The sequence below is a fragment of the Planomonospora parontospora genome (assembly GCA_014647935.1).
Classification (GTDB): Bacteria; Actinomycetota; Actinomycetes; order Streptosporangiales; family Streptosporangiaceae; genus Planomonospora; species Planomonospora parontospora.
The window spans coordinates 164,929-183,920 of record BMQD01000001.1; the positions used below are offsets into that span (position 1 = coordinate 164,929).

Consider the following 18,992-nt stretch of genomic DNA (forward strand, 5'->3'; position numbering starts at 1 on the left):
GGCCGTGGCGCACCCTTGTTAGGCCAACCGATTCGTTATAGATCTCGAATCATGAGGATCTCCCGGCCTAGGCTGCGGCCGTGCCCCTGACCCACGGGATTCACCGACTGCTCCGCGGCGCCGCCATCGCGGTCGCGCTGACCGTGCCGGCCCCCACTGTCGCGCACACTGCCGCGCACGCCGGCGCGCACACGGCCGCGCCGGTGGACATCAAGCTGCCCGGCACCTCGGCGACCGTGCGGGAGGACTCCGCCGACCCCGCGCGGGTGACCTCCTACACGCTGAAGGGCGCCGCCTACCTGCGCCGGGGCACCGGGTTCGTGCGGAGGACCGGTGACGCGGAGGTCACCGTCGCGCCGAAGGGCGCCAGGGCGCTGGCGGTCCCGGCGGCCTACAGCTCCGGATACGACTCGGTGGTCCTCCTCGACGTCGCGTCGGGCAGGGGCACCCGGATCCGGACGGTGCGCAAGCCCCTGGTCACTAACTCCGCGCGCTGGTCCCGCGACGCGGGCAGGGCCGTCCTGACCGTCAGGAAGAAGTCCGGGTCGGCCTGGGCCACCACCGGGTTCGTGATCGTCGACGCGGCCGCCGGGTCGGCGCGGACGGTGACCGTGCCGGGGGTGGACGCCGCGGCGACCTTCCGGTGGAGCCCGGACGGCACCGAGCTCGTCGCGGGCCACCGGGGAGGCACCCGCTTCTACGGCCAGGACGGGTCGGTCCGGCGCACGCTGACCGGGACGGGCACGCCGGTCGGCGGCGAGGACGCCTTCTCGCCGTCGGGCCGCGCGCTGGCGACGTGGTGCCCGGCCTCCTACACCGAGCACGTCTGCGTCTGGAACCGCACCACGGGCAGGGTCGCCGCCCGGGTGGGCATCCGGCCGCAGAGCATCTGGGGCTGGTGGGACGAGAGGCACCTCATCGCGGTCGTGGCCTCCGGCGGGACCCGCCGCGTCGTGCTGAGCGACCTCACGGGCAGGACCGTCCGGACGCTGGCCGCCTTCTCCGCCGCCGACTGGGACAAGAAGCTCTATCTCGGCTACACCCGCAAATGACCCGGAGGGCTTCGCCGACCGCCGGCCGGGCGGGTCAGACGGTGAAGCCGGAGACCGCCTGACGGAGCTCACCCGACATGCGGGAGAGCTCGGCGGCGGCCCGTTGCGCCTGGTCGACGCCGGCCGCGGTGAGCTGTGCGGCGTGCGCCACCCCGCTGATGCTCTCGGTGATCTGGGACGAGCCGGTGGCGGCCTGGGTGACGTTGCGGCTGATCTCGTTGGTCGTCGCGGTCTGCTCCTCCACCGCGGAGGCGACCGCCGTGGAGAACGCGGTGATCTTCTCGATGACGCCGACGATCTGCTCGATGGCCTGGGTGGCGGTCCCGCTGTCGGTCTGGATGGCCTCGATCCGGCGGGAGATGTCGCTGGTGGCGCGAGCCGTCTCCTGCGCCAGGTCCTTGACCTCGCCGGCGACGACCGCGAAGCCCTTGCCGGCCTCGCCGGCACGGGCGGCCTCGATGGTGGCGTTGAGGGCCAGCAGATTGGTCTGCTCGGCGATCGAGGTGATCATGTTGATCACGTTCCCGATCTCCGAGCTGGAGACGCCCAGCTGCGCCACGGCCCGGTTGACCGCGTCGGCGATGGCGGTGGCCTCGTGCGCGACCCGGGCGGCCTCGGTGGCGCGCTCGGCGATCTCACCGATGGAGGCGTCCATCTCCTCGCTGCTGGCCGCCACGGTCTGGACGTTGGCGGAGACCTGCCCCGCGGTGGTGGACGCGATCTCGGCCCCGCGGCTGGTCTCCTGCGCGCCCACGGTGATCTGGTCGCTGATGGCCGACAGTTCGTCGGCGGCCTCACCGAGCGCGTTGCCGCTACGGCTGACCACGGTGACCGTTTCACGCAGGTGCCCGGTGGCCTTGTCCAGGGCCTGCGCCATGGTTCCGACCTCGTCGGTGCTGCGGACATCGGCGGAGACGGTCAGGTCCCCCTTCTCCAGCGCCGCGAGGACCCGGGCGACCCGGTCGATCGACCGGGTGACCAGGCGTGAGATCACCATGCCGAGGAGCAGTGAGGCGGCGAGGCCGCCGACCAGGACGATGATCGTGTTACGGCGGGTCTCGACGTACGCCGCCCGGGAGGCCTCGTTGTCGAGCCGGGCGGAGATGTTCTCGATCTCACCCAGGTTCTCCAGCGCGACGCTGACCTTCAGGAAGGCCGGGTTGGCCTCGCTGTCGCGGGCGAGGGCGAAGGCGGCGGAGTCGCCGGCCTCGGCGGCGGGCAGCAGCTTGGCGTCCCGGACGGCCCGGTACTCCTCGATGCCCTCCTCGAGCATGGCGATGCTCCTGTCCCGGCCGCCGCTCCGCTCCCGGGCGGTGTAGGCGGTGATCGCCTGGTCGAACCGCTCGTCTTCGGCGGACACACCGGCGACGAACTGCTCCCGGATGTTCGGTGAGGTCGACATCGCGCTGTCGAGCACGTTGGTGCGCATGCTCAGCGCCGCGTGCTCGAGAGCGCGGAGCTCGGTCAGGGCGCGCACGTTCTCCTGGTAGATCCGGTCGGAGTTGGCCTGCATCCCGGCCATGCTCATCAGCGAGGTGACGCCGATGCCGCCGGCGACGGCGGCGCCGAGCCCGACGATGATGAGGAACTTGCTCCGCAGCCGCCGATCGGCCAGCCAGCGCACGGCGAAGTTCCCCCGGGGCGGGGCGGGGACGCGGTCGAAGGGGGACCGGGCTTCCTGACTCATGGGTTCCTCGTACTCCGGTGTTTTCCGGTGGTGGACCGACAAGGGCGAACAGGCGACCCATCGGCCTGCTCCAGTTGTAACTGAGTGGTTATTCCGGGCGACCGGAATCCCACATTGCCCTCATGAAGCGCCGCGCGCGGCCGAACGAGGAGTGGGCCGGGAGGGACCACGCCGGCCGCCGGACAACACCTCGGTACCGCCGGCCGGTACCGACCCGAACGAGAATGACGGTGCTACATGCGTTCACGCCATCGGCTGCACAGGGCGTCCGCCTGCCTGCTCGGCGCGGCACTGATCGGCCTGACCGCCGCCTGCGGCACGGACGCCGCGGAAGGCGGCGCCGGTGCGGCCATGAAGGTCTGGGCACTGGAGGACCCGCAGAACGGCCCCATCATCCAGCTGGGCATCGACCAGTTCAACAAGGCGTCCGGGACGGACGCCGCACTCACGGCGTTCCCCAACGACCGGTACGGCCTGAAGCTCAAGTCGTCGCTCGGCGCCCTGAACTCCCCCGACGTCTTCTTCAACTGGGGCGGCGGCAACCTCGCCCAGTTCGTCAAGGAGAACACCGTGGCGGACCTGGACGCCGCCCTGCGCGACAACCCCGCGGTCGCCGAGGCGTTCATGCCCAGCGTGCTGGAGGTGGGCAAGGTGGGCGGGAAGCAGTACGGCCTGCCGATGAACGGAATCCAGCCCGTGGTGCTCTTCTACAACAAGAAGGTCTTCGCCGATGCGGGCCTGGAGCCTCCCCGGACCTACGACGACATGCTCAGGCTCGTCGACGCGTTCAAGGCGCGCGGCGTCATCCCGTTCGCGCTGCCCGGCACGCAGTCCTGGACGGAGCTGATGTGGCTGGAGTACCTGCTCGAGCGGGTCGGCGGCCCGGAGAAGTTCGCCGCGATCGCCGCCGGTGAGCGCGGCGCCTGGTCCGACCCGGCCGTGCTCCGGGCGCTGGAGATGTGCCGGGAGCTGGCGGAGCGGGGGGCGTTCGGTGAGGACTTCGCCTCGGTCAACTACGACAGCGCCGGTGCTCCGAAACTGCTCGCCACGGGCAGGGCCGCGATGTTCCTGATGGGCAGCTGGGAGTACTCCAGCCAGCTCAGCAACAACCCCGACTTCGTCACCGGCGGGGATCTCGGCTGGACGGCGTTCCCCGCGGTGTCCGACGGGGCCGGTGACCCGGCCGCCGTGGTGGGCAACCCCAGCAACTACTTCTCGGTGCGCTCCGGCACCCCGGCCACGGAGGAGGCCGTCGGCTTCCTGGTGAAGACGCTGACGTCGGACGCCTACCTCGACGCGCTCGTGGAGTCCGGCCAGGTGCCGGCGGTCAAGGGAGTGGACGAGAAGCTCGCCGGCAAGGCGAACGCCGACTTCACCACCTTCACCTACGGCCTCGTGGAGAACGCCCCGGCGTTCACCCAGTCATGGGACCAGGCCCTGCCCGCCTCGGTGAGCGCCGTGATGCTGGAGAACCTGAGGAAGCTGTTCCTCTCCCAGATCACACCCGAGGAGTACGTCAGTGCGATGGAGACGGCCGGCTGATCCCTCCCGGGACGGGGCGGCGTCATCGCCGCCCTGCTCCGGACCGGGACCGGCTCAGGGCGGCCGGGGTCAGAGGTAGAGGCCGGTGCCGTTGTCGGTCTGCGGGGTGGCGATGGCGTGCAGGTCGCGCTCGCGCATGACCAGGTAGGTCTGGCCGTGGACCTCGACCTCGTACTGGTCCTCGGGGTTGAACAGGACCTTGTCCCCGACCTTCACCGCGCGGGCGTTCGCGCCGACGCCGCAGACCTCGCCCCAGACGAGGCGGTTGGCGATCTTCACGGTCGCCGGGATCACTATGCCCGCGGTGCTGCGCCGCTCCTCGGACTCCTGCTCGACCTTGACCATGACGCGGTCGTGGAGCATCTGGATCTCGAACTTCGGGTCAGCCACAGCAGCAGTTTATGGGACGGGCGGAGCCGTACCGGCTGATCGGCGCCGCCCCGCCCGCGGGACCGCTGCGGCGGGACCGGACCGGAGCGGCCAGGGCATGCCCGGGAGCGCCGGGTAGGCTCACCGCGCATGACGGATCTCTCCCCCGATTCTGCCCGCCTGGTCGACGACTTCCTCGACTGGTACCTCGACGCGAACCCCGTCCGCGCCTCCCTCGCGGGTGCGCCGGGCCACGACCGCACCCTCGGCGACTTCACCGAGGCCGGCATCACCGCCCGGGAGGCGGAGGCGCGGCGCCGGCTGGCGCGGCTGGAGGCCGCCGGAGACGCGGACGGCGGGCAGGGCGAGGAGGGCGGCGGGTTCGAGGACCGGATCGACCGGGAGCTGGTCGTCTCCGCGCTCCGCGGGTCGGTCGCCCAGGAGGCCTGGCCGTCCTGGCGGCGCGACCCCTCCTTCTACGTCGGGCCGGTCTTCGCCTCGATGTTCAGCCCCTTCCTGCACCGGCTGGCCCCCGAGGCCGAGCTGGTGGACGCCGCCGTGGCGCGGCTGGCCGAGGTGCCGGGTGTGCTGGCGGCCTGCCGTACGAACCTGGACCGGGGGCTGGCGGCGCCGCTGCTGGTCGAGCGGGGGCTCGGCCAGGCGCGGACCGGCCGGCACTTCCTCACCGTGACCGTGCCCGGCCTGGTCGGCGACGAGCGGCTGCGCGCCCGGCTGGCGGAGGCGGCCGAGCCCGCGGCGGCGGCCTTCGACGCGCTGGTGGAGTTCCTCGGCGGCTTCGCGGCGGAGGGCGACTGGCGGATGGGCGAGGAGCTGTACTCCAGGCTGCTGCGCGAGCGGGAGATGCTCGACTACGGCGCGGCCGGGCTGCGCGAGCGCGGCAGGGCCGCCTACGACGAGCTCGACGCGGAGATGCGCGAGGTCGCCGCCAGGCTGCCGGGCGGGTCCGGCGACTGGCACGCGGCGATCGCCGCCCTCCAGGACGACCACGCGCCGACGCTGGAGGACATGCGCGCCGAGTACGAGGCCGAGACCGAGCGGGCCCGCCGGTTCGTGCGCGAGCGCGGCCTGGTGACCTTCGCCGAGGGCGAGGAGTGCCGGGTGGTGCCGTCGCCGGAGTTCCAGCGGCCCGTGCTGTCCGTCGCCTCCTACCTGTCGCCGCCGCCGCTGTCGGCCTCCCGGACCGGGCACTTCTTCGTACCGTTCACGCCGGACTCCTTCACCGCGGAGCAGGTCCGCCAGCGGCTGCGCACCAACGCCCGCGCGCAGATGCCCTCCATCGCGGTGCACGAGGCCTACCCCGGCCACCACTGGCACCTGTCGTGGGCGGCTGGCAACCCGCGCCGGGCCCGCAAGCTCTTCGGTACGCCGTACTTCGCCGAGGGCTGGGCCCTGTACGTGGAGAAGGCCATGCGCGAGCAGGGCTACTTCGCCGAGCCCGCCCAGGAGCTCGCCCACCTGGAGTTCCGGCTCTTCCGGGCGGCCCGCATCATCGTCGACACCTCGTTGCACTGCGGCGACATGAGCATCGAGGAGGCCGAGCTCTTCATGACGACGAAGTCCTCGCTCACCCCGGGCACCGCCAAGGGCGAGGTCGACCGCTACTGCGCGTGGCCCACGCAGGCGCCGTCCTACCTGACCGGGGCGCTGGAGATCGACCGGATCCGCGCCGACTACCTGGCCGCCGGGCGCGGTGACCTGCGCTCCTTCCACGACACCCTGGCCGGTTCCGGCAGCCTCCCCCTGGGCCTGGCCCGCCGGGTGGCGCTGGAAGGGCGGGCCGGGGCCGGCGGTACGGCGTGAGCCGCGCGGACGGCGCGGGCGCCGGACGTCCGGCGGGTCCCGGGTCCGGATCCGCGCCCGGGGCCGGGTGAGGCCCGGGTAGTTCAGTTCTACCGGGACGGGCGGACGGCGGGGACCGGGGCGCGGTGGGCGGCGTGGGAGGCCGAGCTGGCCAGCAGGCCCGCCGCGACCAGAGCCGTGACCACGGCCGACCAGACCAGGGCGCGGCCCATGCGCAGGCCGTACCCGCCGAGGGCCCAGGCCAGGCCGAGCAGCCAGCGCCGGGCGGGGCCGCTGGTGATCCGGCGCATCTCCAGGGCGGCGAAGTGGAAGTCGGCCGCGGTCGACTGGTCGTCCACGGCGGTGCGCAGGCGGGAGTACAGCACCGCCAGGCCGTGCGGAGTCGGCGGCGGTCCGTCTCCGGCCTGCGCCCAGCCCCGCCAGACGTGCTCGTCGGCCAGTGCCTGGCGCGGGGACCACCAGCGCAGCGGAGGCCACCGCCAGGCGAACCGCACCCCGTGCGGGGTGCGGGCGAACGTGCAGCCGGTCAGGCGCAGTCCCTCCGGGCGGCGCACGTCGGCCAGGCGGCAGGTGCTGAGGTCCACCCCGCTCAGGTGCAGCGACGCGGCGTCGACGCCGGACAGGGAGGTCACCCGGGACGAGCCCTGACCGGTGAGAGCGGCCGGGCCGCGCAGCGACGCCCCGTCCAGGGCGGCCTGGGCGTTCCTCAGGCGGACGGTCAGCGGACCGGCCACCGAGAGCCGGCGCAGGTCCACCGGGCAGCCCTCGGCCGACAGCACGAGGCGGGCGCCCACCTGGGCGTCGGTGAGGGCGAGGTGCCGCCGCGCCGCGGCCGGCGCCAGGTAGGCCGCGGCGGCGAACCGCGCCGCCTCGAACCCGGCCCGCCCGGCGAAACCCGTCCTGCGGAAGGAGGCGGCCCGGCCGAACCGGCAGCCGCGGAAGGCGGCGTCCCGGCCGAAGCGGGCGTCGTCGAAGGTGGTGAACCCCTGCAGGTCGGCGCTTTCGAAGGACGCGGTCCGGTCGAAGGCGGCGGAGCTGAACAGGGCGTCGCTGCCGACGGTCATCCGGTCGAAGGCGGCGTGCCCGCCCACGGCGACCTGGTGCAGGGAGAGCTCCCGGGCGAACCGGGCCTCGCGGAAGGAGGCGTTGCCGTCGAAGCGCGTGCCGAGAAACGAGGCCAGGTGGTGGAAGACGGAGCGGTCGAAGGTGGCGTCCGCGAGGAAGACGACGCCGTTGAAGAGGGCGGGACCGGAGAAGACGGCCCGGTCGAAGCGGGCCCGGCCGGGCCTGCGGCCGGTGGCCGCCAGGATCCGCTCCAGCAGCGCGTCCTCGACGAGCGTGCCCCGCAGGTCCACCGCCGAACCCGGGCGCAGGGCGCCGATGACCTCGTCGAGTCCACCGGAGTCGAGGTGGGCGAGGCAGCGTCCGCGGGACCGCTGCGCCACTCCTGCACAGTCCGGGAAAGCACAGGTGACCCAGCCCACGTCCAGAGTTCTCATAATCGAGTGATACGCCTTTTCCCGCCTGCGGGCGAGTGCCGTCACGCGAACGGGGGCGGTGCGGCCGACGGGTGCGGGCCGAGTCCGAAAAGCTACCTGCAGGTAACCGAAGTCACATGAGGGCCTCGCACAATCGGTGACGCGTCACTTGTGCGATGAAAGGTCGTTTTCCGTGCGGATCGCTCCGTTCGCCCGTCTGTCCCGCCCGTTCCGCTGGGCGGCCCGGGTCCTGTCCGTGCTCGTCGCCCTGGCGGTCGTCCTCGCCGGGGCGGCGACCTGGACGGTCCGCAGGTCCTTCCCGCAGCTGTCCGGCGAGCTCCGGCTCCCCGGCCTGGCCGCCCCGGTGACCGTGCACCGCGACGGGTACGGCATCCCGCACATCTACGCCGACACCGCCGCCGACCTGCTGAAGGCGCAGGGCTACGTGCACGCCCAGGACCGGTTCTGGGAGATGGACTTCCGCCGCAAGACGACCGCGGGCCGCCTGTCGGAGGTGTTCGGCGCCTCGACCCTGGAGATCGACAAGGTGGTCCGCACCCTCGGCTGGCGGCGCACCGCCGAGGCGGAGCTCCCCCTGCTGCTCCCGGAGACCCGCCAGGCCCTGGCGGACTACGCGGCGGGGGTGAACGCCTGGATGACCCGGCACGACGGCTTCGCCGCCAGGAGCCTCGAGTACGGCGTGCTCAAGCTCACCAACGGCGGCTACGAGCCCGAGCCCTGGACCCCGGCCGACTCCCTGGCCTGGCTCAAGGCCATGGCCTGGGACCTGCGCTCCAACATGGAGTCCGAGCTGGACCGGGCGCTGGTCGCCGCCCGGCTCCCCGCCGAGCGGGCCGCACAGCTGCACCCCGGCTACCCCTTCGACCGGCACCGGACGATCGTGACCGCCGCGCCCGCCGAGGAGTCCAAGGGCGGTCGGCCGGTCGAGGCGGTCGCCGCCGCCGGGGCGCTGGACCGGGTCGCGGCGCTGGTGGACGCCGCGCCCTCCCTCTTCGGGACCGCCGGCGGCGACCCCGCCGGGATCGGCTCCAACTCCTGGGTGGTGGGCGGGGCGCACACCGCCACCGGCAAGCCGCTGCTCGCCAACGACCCGCACCTCGGCCCCCGGATGCCGTCGATCTGGTACCAGGCCGGGCTGCACTGCCGTACCAAGAGCGCGGCCTGCCCCTACGACGTGGCCGGATACACCTTCGCGGGCCTGCCCGGCGTCGTCATCGGCCACAACGACAAGGTCGCCTGGGGCTTCACCAACCTCGGCCCCGACGTCACCGACCTGTACCTGGAGCGCACCCGGGGCGACACCGTCCTCGCCGGGAAGACCTGGGAGCCGATGCGGGTGCGCACCGAACGGATCGAGGTCGCCGGAGGTGAGCCGGTCGAGCTGAAGGTCCGCACGACCGGGCACGGCCCGATCGTCTCCGGCGTGCTCGGCGACGCCCGCGAGGCCGTGCCCGGGGCCGCGGCCCGCCTGGGCGAGCAGGCCGAGGGCCTGGAGGTGGCGCTGCGCTGGACCGCGCTCGACCCCGGCCGGACCGCCGACGCCATCCTGCTGATGAACCGCGCCGAGGACTTCGAGCAGTTCCGCAAGGGCGCGGCCTCCTTCGAGGCTCCCGCGCAGAACCTGATCTACGCCGACACCGCCGGGAACATCGGCTACCAGGCACCCGGAAAGATCCCGGTCCGCTCGAAGGGCGACGGCACCATGCCCGTGCCCGGCTGGACCGGGGAGCACGAGTGGACCGGCTTCATCCCGTTCGAGAAGCTGCCGTCCGTCTACAACCCGCCCGAGGGCTACATCGTCACCGCCAACAACGCGGTCGTGCGCCCGAGCGAGGAGCTGTTCCTGACCTCCGACTGGTCGCACGGCTACCGCTCCCAGCGGATCGTGGAGCGGATCGAGGAGGAGACCGCCAAGGGCGAGGTCACCGCCGAGACGATGCGCGCCCTGCTGATGGACGACCGCAACAACCTCGCCCCGGTCCTCGTCCCGCACCTGCTCCGGGTCGGTGCCCCCAACGACACGCTCGAGGGCTGGGACTTCGGCCAGGGCCGCGACTCGGCCGGGGCCGCCTACTTCAACGCCGTCTGGAGGCACCTGCTCGCCCGCACTTTCGAGGACGAGCTGACCGGCCCCACCCGGCCCGGCGGCGGCGACCGGTGGTACGAGGTGGTCCGCGCCCTCCTGGACAGGCCCGAAGACCCCTTCTGGGACGACGTGCGCACCAAGGGTGCGGCCGAGCGCCGCGACGACATGCTCAAGGCGGCCATGGCCGACGCCGACGCCGAGCTGCGCGAACGGCTGGGCGGCGACCCGGCCGAGTGGGCCTGGGGCGACCTGCACACCCTGGACCTGACCCACGAGACCTTCGGCACCAGCGGGATCGCGCCGGTCGAGTGGCTGTTCAACCGGGGACCGCTCCGCACGGCCGGCGGCAAGGACACCGTGAACGCCACCGGCTGGGACGCCACCGCCGGATACCAGGTCGACTGGGTGCCGTCGATGCGCATGGTGGCCGACCTGGCCGACCTGGACCGCTCGGAGTGGATCAACCTGACCGGCGCGTCCGGCCACGCCTTCCACGCCAACTACGACGACCAGGCCGAGCTCTGGGCCGACGGGAGGTTCACCCCGATGCGCTTCACCGAGCCCGCCGTACGGCAGGCCACCGAGAACACCCTCACGCTCATCCCGTGACCCCCTTCATCGGGGCGGGCCCCGCGTAGCCCCTGACCACCGTGTGGGTCCACGTGAACCCTGCGTGATCTCTGAGTGGGCCCCGCGCCGGTCCGCGTCCGGCGGACGCGGACCGGCGCGGAGGGCGCGTCGCCCGCCCACCGGCCGTCCCCGGCCGGGGAGTCGGCGGTGTGCCCGTGTCGGCAGCGTCCTGCCCGGGCCCTATGCTCTCCGCTCATGAATCCACTGAGCCGTTTCCTCCAGGTCTCCTTCATCCTGCTGGGATTCGTCTTTCTCGGTCTCGCCGTGCTGCGGGCGGGGGACTTCGGCGACTCCGACAACGTCGCGCTGGAGAGCTCGTCCGCTCTCATCTGGGACTGCAAGCCGAAGGGCGCCTCCGATCCCGGGGAGCAGAGGTGCGAGAGCGTCAAGCCCCTCGACATCCGGCTGATCGGGGAGGTGGACAACGAGGATTTCCAGTACGCGGTGGTGTTCGGCCTGATCGGCATCGGAATGCAGGCGGCGGCGGCCGCCGTCGCGGCGGGAGCCCGCCGGGCCCCCGGCCCGGGTACCGCCGCCGTCCCGGGCCCCGGCGCGCCGATGCCCACGGACCAGGGGCCGTACGGCCCGCCGCCGGGTCCGGTGCCGGGACCGGTGCCGTCCGGCCGGTGACCGAGGATCCCGGCCGGTGGTCGCGTGTCCCCGCCGGTGACCGCGTGTCCCGGTGGCGGACCGCGCGTCCGGGTCCGCGCTCAGCCCGAGGCCGTGGCGCGGGCGCGGCGGCGGACCTCCGGGACGATCAGCGGGGTGCCGCTCTGCGGGTCGGTGATGATCTCGCAGCGCAGGTCGTAGACGTCGCGGACCAGCTCGGCGGTGACGATCTCGGCGGGGTCGCCCTCGGCCACGATCCGGCCCTCGCGCATCACGATCAGGTGGGTGGCGTAGCGGCAGGCCTGGTTCAGGTCGTGCAGCACCGCGACCAGGGTGCGGCCCTGCTCGTGCAGGTCGGCGCAGAGGTCGAGGACCTCGATCTGGTGGGCGATGTCGAGGAAGGTCGTCGGCTCGTCGAGCAGCAGGATCGACGTCTCCTGGGCCAGCGCCATGGCCAGCCAGACGCGCTGGCGCTGGCCGCCGGAGAGCTCGTCCACGCACCGGTCGGCCAGGTCGGCCACGCCGGTCGCCTCCATGGCCGAGCCGACCGCGGTCTCGTCCTGCTTCGACCACTGCCGCATCAGCCGCTGGTGCGGGTAGCGGCCCCGGCCGACCAGGTCGGCGACGGTGATGCCGTCGGGCACGATCGAGCTCTGCGGCAGCAGGCCGAGCCGGCGGGCGACCTCCTTGGACGGCAGCGAGGTGATCAGGGAGCCGTCGAGGTGGACCGTCCCGGCCCGGGGCTTGAGCATGCGGGCCAGCGCCCGCAGCGTCGTGGACTTGCCGCACGCGTTCGGCCCGATGATCACGGTGAAGGAGCCGTCCGGGATCGCCACGTCCAGGCCGGAGGCGACCACGCGGTCGTCGTAGGAGAGCGTCAGTCCGGTGCCCTGCAGTCTCAACGTCGTTCCTTCCGGAGCATGTACACCAGGTACGTGCCGCCGATCGCGGCGGTCATGATCCCCACGGGCAGCTGGACCGGGGCCAGCAGGCGCTGCGCGGCCAGGTCGGCCGTCACCAGCAGGACCGCGCCCATCAGCGCGGAGGCGAGCATGGTGACGCCGGGGGAGCGGGTGAGCCGCCGCGCGAGCTGCGGGGCCGCCATCGCGACGAAGACCACCGGGCCGGTGGCGGCGGTGGCGACCCCGCACAGCAGCACGCCCACGGTGACCGCGGCCGCGCGCACCGGCTCGACGCGGATGCCGACGGCCTTGGCCGAGTCGTCGCCCATCTCCATCATCCGCAGCGGGCGGGAGACCAGAGCGCAGACCGGGAGCAGCAGCGCCAGGGCGCAGGCGACGGGGAGCGCGTGCTCCCAGCCGCGCCCGCCCAGGCTGCCGGTGAGCCAGGCCCCCGCGGTGGCGGCGTCGTTGATGTTGGCCCGGGTCAGCAGGTACCAGTCGGCGGAGGTGAGCAGCGCGCTGACCCCGATGCCGACGAGGATCAGCCGGTGGGCCTGCACGCCGTTGCGGAAGGAGAGCGCGTAGACCAGCAGCGCGCACGCCACGCAGCCGAGCAGCGAGCCGCCCGCGATCTGCCAGGAGGAGCCGCCCAGGACGACCGCGACGATGCCGCCGGTCGCCGCGCCCGCGGTGAACCCGATGAAGTCGGGGCTGCCGAGAGGGTTGCGGGTGATGCTCTGGAAGATCGCCCCGCTCAGCCCGAAGGCCGCGCCGACCAGCAGGCCGGTCACGACCCGGGGCGCGCGCAGCTTCCAGACGATGAGCTCGGCGGCCGGGGTGCCCCGGCCGAAGAGCGAGCCCACGATGTCGGGGACGGGCACGGTGAACTCGCCGGTCGACAGGGCGACCAGGCTGACGGCGACGCCCGCGGCGACGAGCAGGAGGCAGACGGCGAGGCCGCGCGGGGACAGGCGCAGCGACCAGGAGGCCAGGCGCAGGACGGTCATGGCGCGACGGACTCCGAGAGGGGGCGAGGTGGTCGTCATAGGGCGGCGAGCCTCCGGCGCCGGGCGAGGAGGATGAACACCGGCACCCCGACGACGGCCCACATGAGGCCGACCTGGATCTCGGCGGGGGAGGCGACGACCCGGCCGAGGACGTCGGCGCCGAGCAGGAGCACCGGGGTGAACACGACGGTGTACGGCAGCAGCCAGCGCTGGTCGGAGCCGGTGAGCAGGCGCACGCCGTGCGGCACGACCAGCCCGACGAACCAGATCGGCCCGGCCGCGGCGGTCGCCGACCCGCAGAGCAGGGTGACGGCGACGGCGGTCAGCGCGCGGGTGCGGCCGACGCCCACGCCCAGGGCGCGCCCCGCCTCGTCGCCGAGCGCCAGGGCGTTGAGCGGTCCGGCCAGGGCCAGGCCCAGGACCAGCCCGGCGGCCAGGAACGGCGCGAGCCGCACGGCGACGTCGGGGGTCGGCCCGGCCAGGGAGCCGGTCAGCCAGAACCGCATCCGGTCGAAGGTGGCGCTGTCGATCCGCAGGATCGCCGAGGACGCGGCGCCGAAGACCATGCCCAGGGCCACGCCGGCCAGCGCCAGCCGTACCGGGGTGGAGCCGGCGCGGCCCGCCGAGCCCAGCGCGTAGACCAGCACGGCGGCCGCGGCCGCCCCGGCGAAGGCGAACCAGACGTAGAGGGCGGGGTCGGAGATCCCCAGCAGGCCGAGGGCGGCGGCGACGCCGAGCGCGGCGCCGCTGTTGACGCCCAGCAGGCCGGGATCGGCCAGCGGGTTGCGGGTCAGGCTCTGCATGAGCGCCCCGGCCAGGCCGAGGGCCGCGCCGACGCCGAGGCCGAGGAAGGTGCGCGGCACGCGCAGCTCCCGGATCACGGTGTGGTCGGCCGAGCCGTCCGGGGCGGTCAGCGCGTCGACGACCGTGGAGAGCGGGACGGAGCGGGACCCCACCGCGATGCTGACCGCCGCCAGCAGCACCAGCGCTCCGACCCCGGCCAGCAGCCCCGCGGCCAGCAGGGCGGCACGCCGCGCCTGCCCGGCCCGTGCGTCGCCCGAGGCGACCGTGACCACATCGGCCGTGCTCACCGGGCCCCCTTTCACATCCTCGCTTAGGCAAGGCTAATCTAAACCCGAAGTAATAAGGTGAGCCTATCCTTTAGAGAGGGAAAAATGTCCCTGCCTGTCCTGTCCCGGCGAGGCGTCCTGGCCGTCGGCCTCGGTGCAGCCCTGTTCGCTCTCGCCGCCTGCGGAGGCCAGCCGGAGACCACCTCTCCCGCCGCGGGCGCCGCCTCCCCCGCCGCGGCGGAGGCCGGTCCGTGGACCTTCACCGACGACCGCGGCAAGAAGATCGACCTGCCCAAGCGGCCGACCCGGGTCGTCGCCCAGGTGGGCGCCGCCGCCGCGCTCTGGGACTTCGGCGTCCGGCCCATCGCGGTCTTCGGCCCGCACCGGCTGAAGGACGGCAGCAAGGACCCCCAGGTCGGCCCGGTCGACATCACCAAGGTCGAGTCGCTCGGCAACGTCTGGGACGAGTTCAACGTCGAGAAGTACATCTCGCTCCAGCCCGAACTGCTCGTCAGCGGCATGTACACCGCCGACAAGGACACGCTCTGGTACGTCCCGGAGAAGTCCGCCGCCACCATCGAGCAGGTCGCCCCCACGCTCGGCGTGCGGCTGGTCGGCAAGACCCTGCCCGAGGTGATCGGCCGGTACGGCGAGATCGCCGCCGCGCTCGGCGCCGACCTGAACGCCCCCGACGTGACGGCGGCCAAGGCGAAGTTCGAGGCGGCGGGCAAGGCGCTGCCCACGCCCGAGGCGAAGAAGCTGAAGATCATGGTCATGGCGGGCGGCCCCGACTCGCTGTGGGTCGCCGACCCGAAGGACCACGTGGACGTGCGCCACTTCAAGGAGCTGGGCCTGGACGTCGTCGTGCCGGAGAAGGTCGACGAGACGGGCTTCTGGCAGACGCTGAGCTGGGAGAACGCCGACACCTACGAGGCGGACGTGATCCTCGTCGACGCCCGCACCCAGTCGATGAAGGTCGAGGAGATGATGAAGAAGCCGACCTTCGCGAAGCTCCCCGCGGTCAAGGCCGGCCAGGTCTACCCCTGGCACGCCGAGGAGCGCTACAGCTACCAGGGCTACGCGTCGGTGCTGGAGGAGCTCGCCGCGAACCTCGCCAAGGCGAAGAAGCTGTGACACCGGCCGGGGCGGAGCGGCCCCGGCCATCCGGCCGGGCGCGGAGGTCCTGACCGGCGGAGCCGCCCCGGTGGGCCGATCGGGCGGGAGGTCCCGACCGGCGGAGCCCCGGGATCCGCGTGGATCCCGGGGCTCCGTTACGCGTAGGCGCCCCGGACCTCGACGATGTCCGACAGCGGGAACTCCAGGTAGTCCCCGGCCTCCTCGCACCACGCGTCGAGCACGCCGCTGCGCAGCTCACCGTGGCTGATGGTGGCGGTCAGGCCGTCGGCCAGCGTGATCGCCGCCCGTACGCCCCGGTCCACCACGAAGCCGAGCAGGGACTGCTGGGCGGTCGGCAGCCGGGAGGCCATGCGGCCGATGACCGCCCAGGTGCGACCCGGCGCCTGCCCGCCCTCGCAGCCGGTGGCGAGCAGCCGCCGGGCGTGCTCGCGGGGATCGGGCGCGGGCTCCGCCAGCGAATGGACCGGCTGGTCCAGCTCGGCCACCTGCCCGCCGGGCAGCAGGATCAGCCGGCCGCCGTCCTGCGGCTCCTCGATCCGGGTCCGGCGCACGGTGATCTCCCCGGTGTCGTCGACCGGCACCGGGGCGTAGCCGTTCTCGCGCAGCGCGGCCAGGGTCCGCTCGGCCGGCACCGAGCTGGCCAGCACGGTGGGCGCGAGCAGGCGCAGACCAAGCCGGGACAGCCGCCGGTGGGCGGCGATCTCGGCCAGCAGTGCCGGGTCGGAGGCCTGCACGATGCAGGCGACCGCGGTCACGGTGACCTCCCCGTGCCGCCTGGCCACGTCGCGCACGAGGTACTCCAGGGGCTGCGGAACCGTCCCCGCCTCGGCGAGGTCGGCCAGCAGCCCGTCGGCGGTGTGGCCGGCGTCGAGCGCGCCGCGCACGCTCGCCGGGGTGAACCGCCAGACCGAGGCCGTGCCGCGCGACTCGCGCTCGGCGGCGCGGTCCAGCAGCGCCGCCAGCTCCGTCGAGGGCGGGCCGGTCACCACCGCCGTCAGGTCCGCGCCGAACAGGGCGCTGCGCCGGACGCTGGCCATGGCGCGGGTGGAGCACTCCACCAGCCCCGGATCGTGCTCGACGGCCGGGCAGGAGTCGTCGCCCTCGTCCCCGGCGCCGGCGTCCAGGGCGGCCAGCGCGCGGCCCAGATCGGTGACGGCGCCGTGCACGACGAGCCCGAGCAGCCGGGCCTCCTCCAGCACCCCCGGAGTGCACTCGGCCAGCAGCGCCGGGTCCAGGAGCGGGGCGTGCCAGTGGACGAGGCGGACCAGGCCGCCGGTGTCGGTGCAGGCCGTACTCGCCGGGAGGCGGGCCAGCACGCCGAGCACCGCCCGGCGGATCCGGGCCACCGCGGCCCCGGCGGGGTCGTCGCCGAGCACCGTGCCGTACTTGCCGCGCGTCCGGCGCAGCGACGAGCGCTCCATCCGCCACCACGCCGCCAGCAGCACCCGGAGCCGGGCCGGCGCGTCGTCCAGCCGCCAGCGGTCGAACCGGTCGGTGGGCACCAGCCCGCCGGCCGGCTCGTCCCAGGCCAGCAGGCGGGCCACCGCGCACACCTCCAGCAGCAGCCGGGTCTCGTCCTCGTCGCAGCCGGTCTCCCTGGCGACCCGGCGGACCTCCCGCACGCCGACCCCGCCGGCCTTGAGCAGCGGCAGCGGCGTCTTGGCGGTGTTCTCCAGCATGGCGGCGCAGCGCTCGACCACGTGCGGGGCGGCCAGGGTCATCAGGTGGTCGACGGTCTCCGGGTCGACCGGCAGCGTGGCGAGGTCGGGGGGATCGGGCGTGAAGGGCGGCCGGTAGTCGGGACCGCGCAGCGCGAGCGCCACCTCCCGGGGCATCTCGGCCACGTTCCAGCTGGGCCGGAAGAGCAGGCCGTGGTCGGCGGCCCACTTCTCCGGGGAGCCGGGCACGACGAACCGGCCGCCGTCCACGTCGCTGACCGGCCCGTCCCAGGCGAAGCCCTCCAGCAACCGGGCGGTGCCCTCCGGGGCGCGGGTCAGGAGGGCGGTGACCCGGCCGGCGTCGGACAGCACCTCGGCGATCGCGGCGGCCGTGCGCCGCTTGGAACCGGCGGGCAGGCCGAGCGAGCGCGCGAGCGAACGCAGGGCGTCCGCGCTGACCGTCCAGGAGTCGAGGTAGCGGGCGAGCGGTTCGCCGAGCCCGCAGGGAGACGTCCACCAGCGGGCGAGCGCGCCGGCGATCCGGATGCGGCCCTCGTCGTCCTGCCAGGCCAGGGCGTGGTCGGACAGCAGGGCGAGCCAGGGGGCCGGTGCCTCCTCGGGCACCCGCAGGAAGCGGGCCAGCTCGGCGGAGCCGACCTGGTCGCCGAGGGCCAGCGCGGCCTCCACGACCTCCAGCGCGGGCAGCGGCAGCGCGCGCAGCGCCTCCATCACGGCGAAGCCGTTGCCCAGCCGCTGGGCCAGCGTGCCCAGGCGGCGCGGCCACGGGGGAGCGATGGCGTCCGGCCGGTTGGCCAGGATCCGGGCGAGCCGCTCCTCGTCGAGGGTCTTCAACCAGCCGAGCAGGTGATCGTCCATCTCGCAGCTCTCTTATGGAATCGTGCGTGGGGGACTCTCCGGGAGCCGTCGGGGAGAGCGGGAAGCCGCTCCCTTCAGGGAGTGCAGGAGTCACCAACGGTAATGCAGAGGGCATTCCCATAGGGGCTGCACCACGCAGAACGCGACAAGCTTGGCCGAACGAGCGCGGTGCGGCGCACGGCGGGGGAGTGGCCGGTCCCGGGTCCGGCGGCGGGGGAAGCGCCGGGCCCGGGACCGCCGGGCGCCAGGTGAGGGGAAGAGGCGGCGCCTTTTCCGGGGAGGGCTTCGGGGCGTCCCGGAGGACGCGGTGCTTCGGGGGGGGGGCGAGGTCGGGGGGCGAGGGGACGGAGTCGGTACGGAGGGCGGCCGGAGCGCCGGGTCCGGGGCCGTCAGGCCCGCAGGACCGCCCAGACGATTTTGCCGTACGGAGCGAGCGGTGCCCAGCCCCAGCGGACGCTCAGCGACTCCACGATGTGCAGTCCCAGTCCGCCGACCTCGAGCGGAGAGGGGTCGCGGAGGGTGGGGGATCCGGCACCCGGGTCGTTGAGCGCGCACACGACCATGCGGTCCCTGCGGATCAGTGACAGCCGGACCGGTTCCCTGGTGCGGTCCGCGGCCAGCCGGAGACCGTGCCTGATGGCGTTGGTGGCCAGCTCCGAGACGACGATCCCCATGTTCTCGCCGAGGTCGTCGAGCCGCCAACCGGAGAGCGTCCCGGTCGCGAAGCTGCGCGCGGAGTGCACCGACTCGGCGTGCGGAGGGAGCACGAAGGTGGCGCTGGCCGCCGAACCGGCCGCCGGGAGGCCGGACGGCGCCGGAGACGAGGAGGGCGCGGTCAGGAGGTCACGCGCCGGATCGGGCCACCAGCCGACGGGGGGCCACCAGTCGAGCGCCGTCCAGGCGGGGCGCGGGGGCGCGATGTGGGCGGACTGCACGCAGATCATGATGGCCTGAACTCCCGTGCATGTGCAAGAGCGAATGCACGTGCACGAGGTGGTTGCAACCGCTACGGTTACCCCTGTTTCGGTAATCCGGAAGGAAAGGGGA

General features: G+C 73.7%; 14 protein-coding genes. 6 read left to right on the plus strand and 8 right to left on the minus strand.

Annotation, left to right across the window (positions count from 1 at the left end; translation table 11 throughout):
- Nucleotides 1-80: 80 nt before the first annotated feature.
- Nucleotides 81-1,052, plus strand: a complete 972-nt coding sequence (locus IEZ07_RS00750) for a WD40 repeat domain-containing protein (protein ID WP_191893010.1) — start codon at nt 81-83, stop codon at nt 1,050-1,052.
- A gap of 34 nt (nt 1,053-1,086) precedes the next feature.
- Here IEZ07_RS00750 and IEZ07_RS00755 read toward each other — a convergent pair whose 3' ends face one another.
- Nucleotides 1,087-2,739, minus strand: a complete 1,653-nt coding sequence (locus tag IEZ07_RS00755; protein WP_191893011.1) for a methyl-accepting chemotaxis protein — start codon at nt 2,737-2,739, stop codon at nt 1,087-1,089.
- A gap of 237 nt (nt 2,740-2,976) precedes the next feature.
- Between IEZ07_RS00755 and IEZ07_RS00760 the strand changes: the two genes are divergently transcribed.
- Entirely contained in the window at nt 2,977-4,281 is a 1,305-nt protein-coding gene (locus IEZ07_RS00760; protein WP_191893012.1) for an ABC transporter substrate-binding protein, read from the plus strand.
- Nucleotides 4,282-4,350: 69 nt separating this feature from the next.
- On the opposite strand, the gene IEZ07_RS00765 is transcribed toward IEZ07_RS00760, so the two are convergent.
- Nucleotides 4,351-4,671, minus strand: a complete 321-nt coding sequence (locus tag IEZ07_RS00765; protein WP_068896762.1) for a GroES family chaperonin — start codon at nt 4,669-4,671, stop codon at nt 4,351-4,353.
- A 129-nt stretch (nt 4,672-4,800) separates the two neighbouring features.
- On the opposite strand from IEZ07_RS00765, the gene IEZ07_RS00770 reads away from it, so the two are divergent.
- Entirely contained in the window at nt 4,801-6,471 is a 1,671-nt protein-coding gene (locus tag IEZ07_RS00770; protein WP_191893013.1) for a DUF885 domain-containing protein, read from the plus strand.
- Between the two features lie 89 nt (nt 6,472-6,560).
- Here IEZ07_RS00770 and IEZ07_RS00775 read toward each other — a convergent pair whose 3' ends face one another.
- Nucleotides 6,561-7,916: a pentapeptide repeat-containing protein gene (locus IEZ07_RS00775; RefSeq protein WP_191893014.1), complete on the minus strand. Its 1,356-nt coding sequence runs from the start codon at nt 7,914-7,916 to the stop codon at nt 6,561-6,563.
- Nucleotides 7,917-8,142: 226 nt separating this feature from the next.
- On the opposite strand from IEZ07_RS00775, the gene IEZ07_RS00780 reads away from it, so the two are divergent.
- Both IEZ07_RS00780 and IEZ07_RS00785 read left to right on the plus strand, forming a co-directional pair.
- Nucleotides 8,143-10,665 (plus strand): penicillin acylase family protein, encoded by a 2,523-nt coding sequence (locus IEZ07_RS00780; RefSeq protein ID WP_191893015.1) that lies wholly within the window; start codon nt 8,143-8,145, stop codon nt 10,663-10,665.
- Nucleotides 10,666-10,881: 216 nt separating this feature from the next.
- Nucleotides 10,882-11,316 carry a hypothetical protein gene (locus IEZ07_RS00785; protein ID WP_191893016.1) on the plus strand — a complete coding sequence of 145 codons (435 nt, stop codon included), beginning with the start codon at nt 10,882-10,884 and terminating at the stop codon, nt 11,314-11,316.
- Between the two features lie 80 nt (nt 11,317-11,396).
- Here the strand turns inward: IEZ07_RS00785 and IEZ07_RS00790 are convergent, their stop codons facing one another.
- Genes IEZ07_RS00790 through IEZ07_RS00800 form a run of 3 tightly spaced genes read right to left on the minus strand, consistent with a single transcriptional unit; the run spans nt 11,397 to nt 14,295 of the window.
- Nucleotides 11,397-12,197: an ABC transporter ATP-binding protein gene (locus IEZ07_RS00790; protein WP_191893017.1), complete on the minus strand. Its 801-nt coding sequence runs from the start codon at nt 12,195-12,197 to the stop codon at nt 11,397-11,399.
- The gene (locus IEZ07_RS00795; protein WP_191893018.1) at nt 12,194-13,204 is read right to left on the minus strand and encodes a FecCD family ABC transporter permease; all 1,011 of its coding nucleotides are present in this window, start codon (nt 13,202-13,204) and stop codon (nt 12,194-12,196) included. The genes IEZ07_RS00790 and IEZ07_RS00795 overlap by 4 nt, the downstream gene beginning before the upstream one ends.
- Before the next feature lie 35 nt (nt 13,205-13,239).
- Complete coding sequence (locus tag IEZ07_RS00800) at nt 13,240-14,295, minus strand: FecCD family ABC transporter permease (protein ID WP_191893019.1); 1,056 nt, start codon at nt 14,293-14,295, stop codon at nt 13,240-13,242.
- A gap of 84 nt (nt 14,296-14,379) precedes the next feature.
- Between IEZ07_RS00800 and IEZ07_RS00805 the strand changes: the two genes are divergently transcribed.
- The gene (locus IEZ07_RS00805) at nt 14,380-15,408 is read left to right on the plus strand and encodes an ABC transporter substrate-binding protein (protein WP_191893020.1); all 1,029 of its coding nucleotides are present in this window, start codon (nt 14,380-14,382) and stop codon (nt 15,406-15,408) included.
- A gap of 137 nt (nt 15,409-15,545) precedes the next feature.
- Here IEZ07_RS00805 and IEZ07_RS00810 read toward each other — a convergent pair whose 3' ends face one another.
- Both IEZ07_RS00810 and IEZ07_RS00815 read right to left on the minus strand, forming a co-directional pair.
- Nucleotides 15,546-17,945: a helicase-associated domain-containing protein gene (locus tag IEZ07_RS00810; RefSeq protein WP_191893021.1), complete on the minus strand. Its 2,400-nt coding sequence runs from the start codon at nt 17,943-17,945 to the stop codon at nt 15,546-15,548.
- A 389-nt stretch (nt 17,946-18,334) separates the two neighbouring features.
- Entirely contained in the window at nt 18,335-18,889 is a 555-nt protein-coding gene (locus tag IEZ07_RS00815) for an ATP-binding protein (RefSeq protein WP_191893022.1), read from the minus strand.
- Between the last annotated feature and the right edge of the window lie 103 nt (nt 18,890-18,992).

Excerpts from the sequence above, each read along its gene's own strand:
- IEZ07_RS00755 (WP_191893011.1), bottom strand. The coding sequence starts at position 2,739 with ATGAGTCAGGAAGCCCGGTCCCCCTTCGACCGCGTCCCCGCCCCGCCC.
- IEZ07_RS00760 (WP_191893012.1), top strand. The coding sequence starts at position 2,977 with ATGCGTTCACGCCATCGGCTGCACAGGGCGTCCGCCTGCCTGCTCGGC.
- IEZ07_RS00770 (WP_191893013.1), top strand. The coding sequence starts at position 4,801 with ATGACGGATCTCTCCCCCGATTCTGCCCGCCTGGTCGACGACTTCCTC.
- IEZ07_RS00785 (WP_191893016.1), top strand. The coding sequence starts at position 10,882 with ATGAATCCACTGAGCCGTTTCCTCCAGGTCTCCTTCATCCTGCTGGGA.
- IEZ07_RS00795 (WP_191893018.1), bottom strand. The coding sequence starts at position 13,204 with ATGACCGTCCTGCGCCTGGCCTCCTGGTCGCTGCGCCTGTCCCCGCGC.
- IEZ07_RS00805 (WP_191893020.1), top strand. The coding sequence starts at position 14,380 with ATGTCCCTGCCTGTCCTGTCCCGGCGAGGCGTCCTGGCCGTCGGCCTC.
- IEZ07_RS00810 (WP_191893021.1), bottom strand. The coding sequence starts at position 17,945 with ATGGACGATCACCTGCTCGGCTGGTTGAAGACCCTCGACGAGGAGCGG.
- IEZ07_RS00815 (WP_191893022.1), bottom strand. The coding sequence starts at position 18,889 with ATGATCTGCGTGCAGTCCGCCCACATCGCGCCCCCGCGCCCCGCCTGG.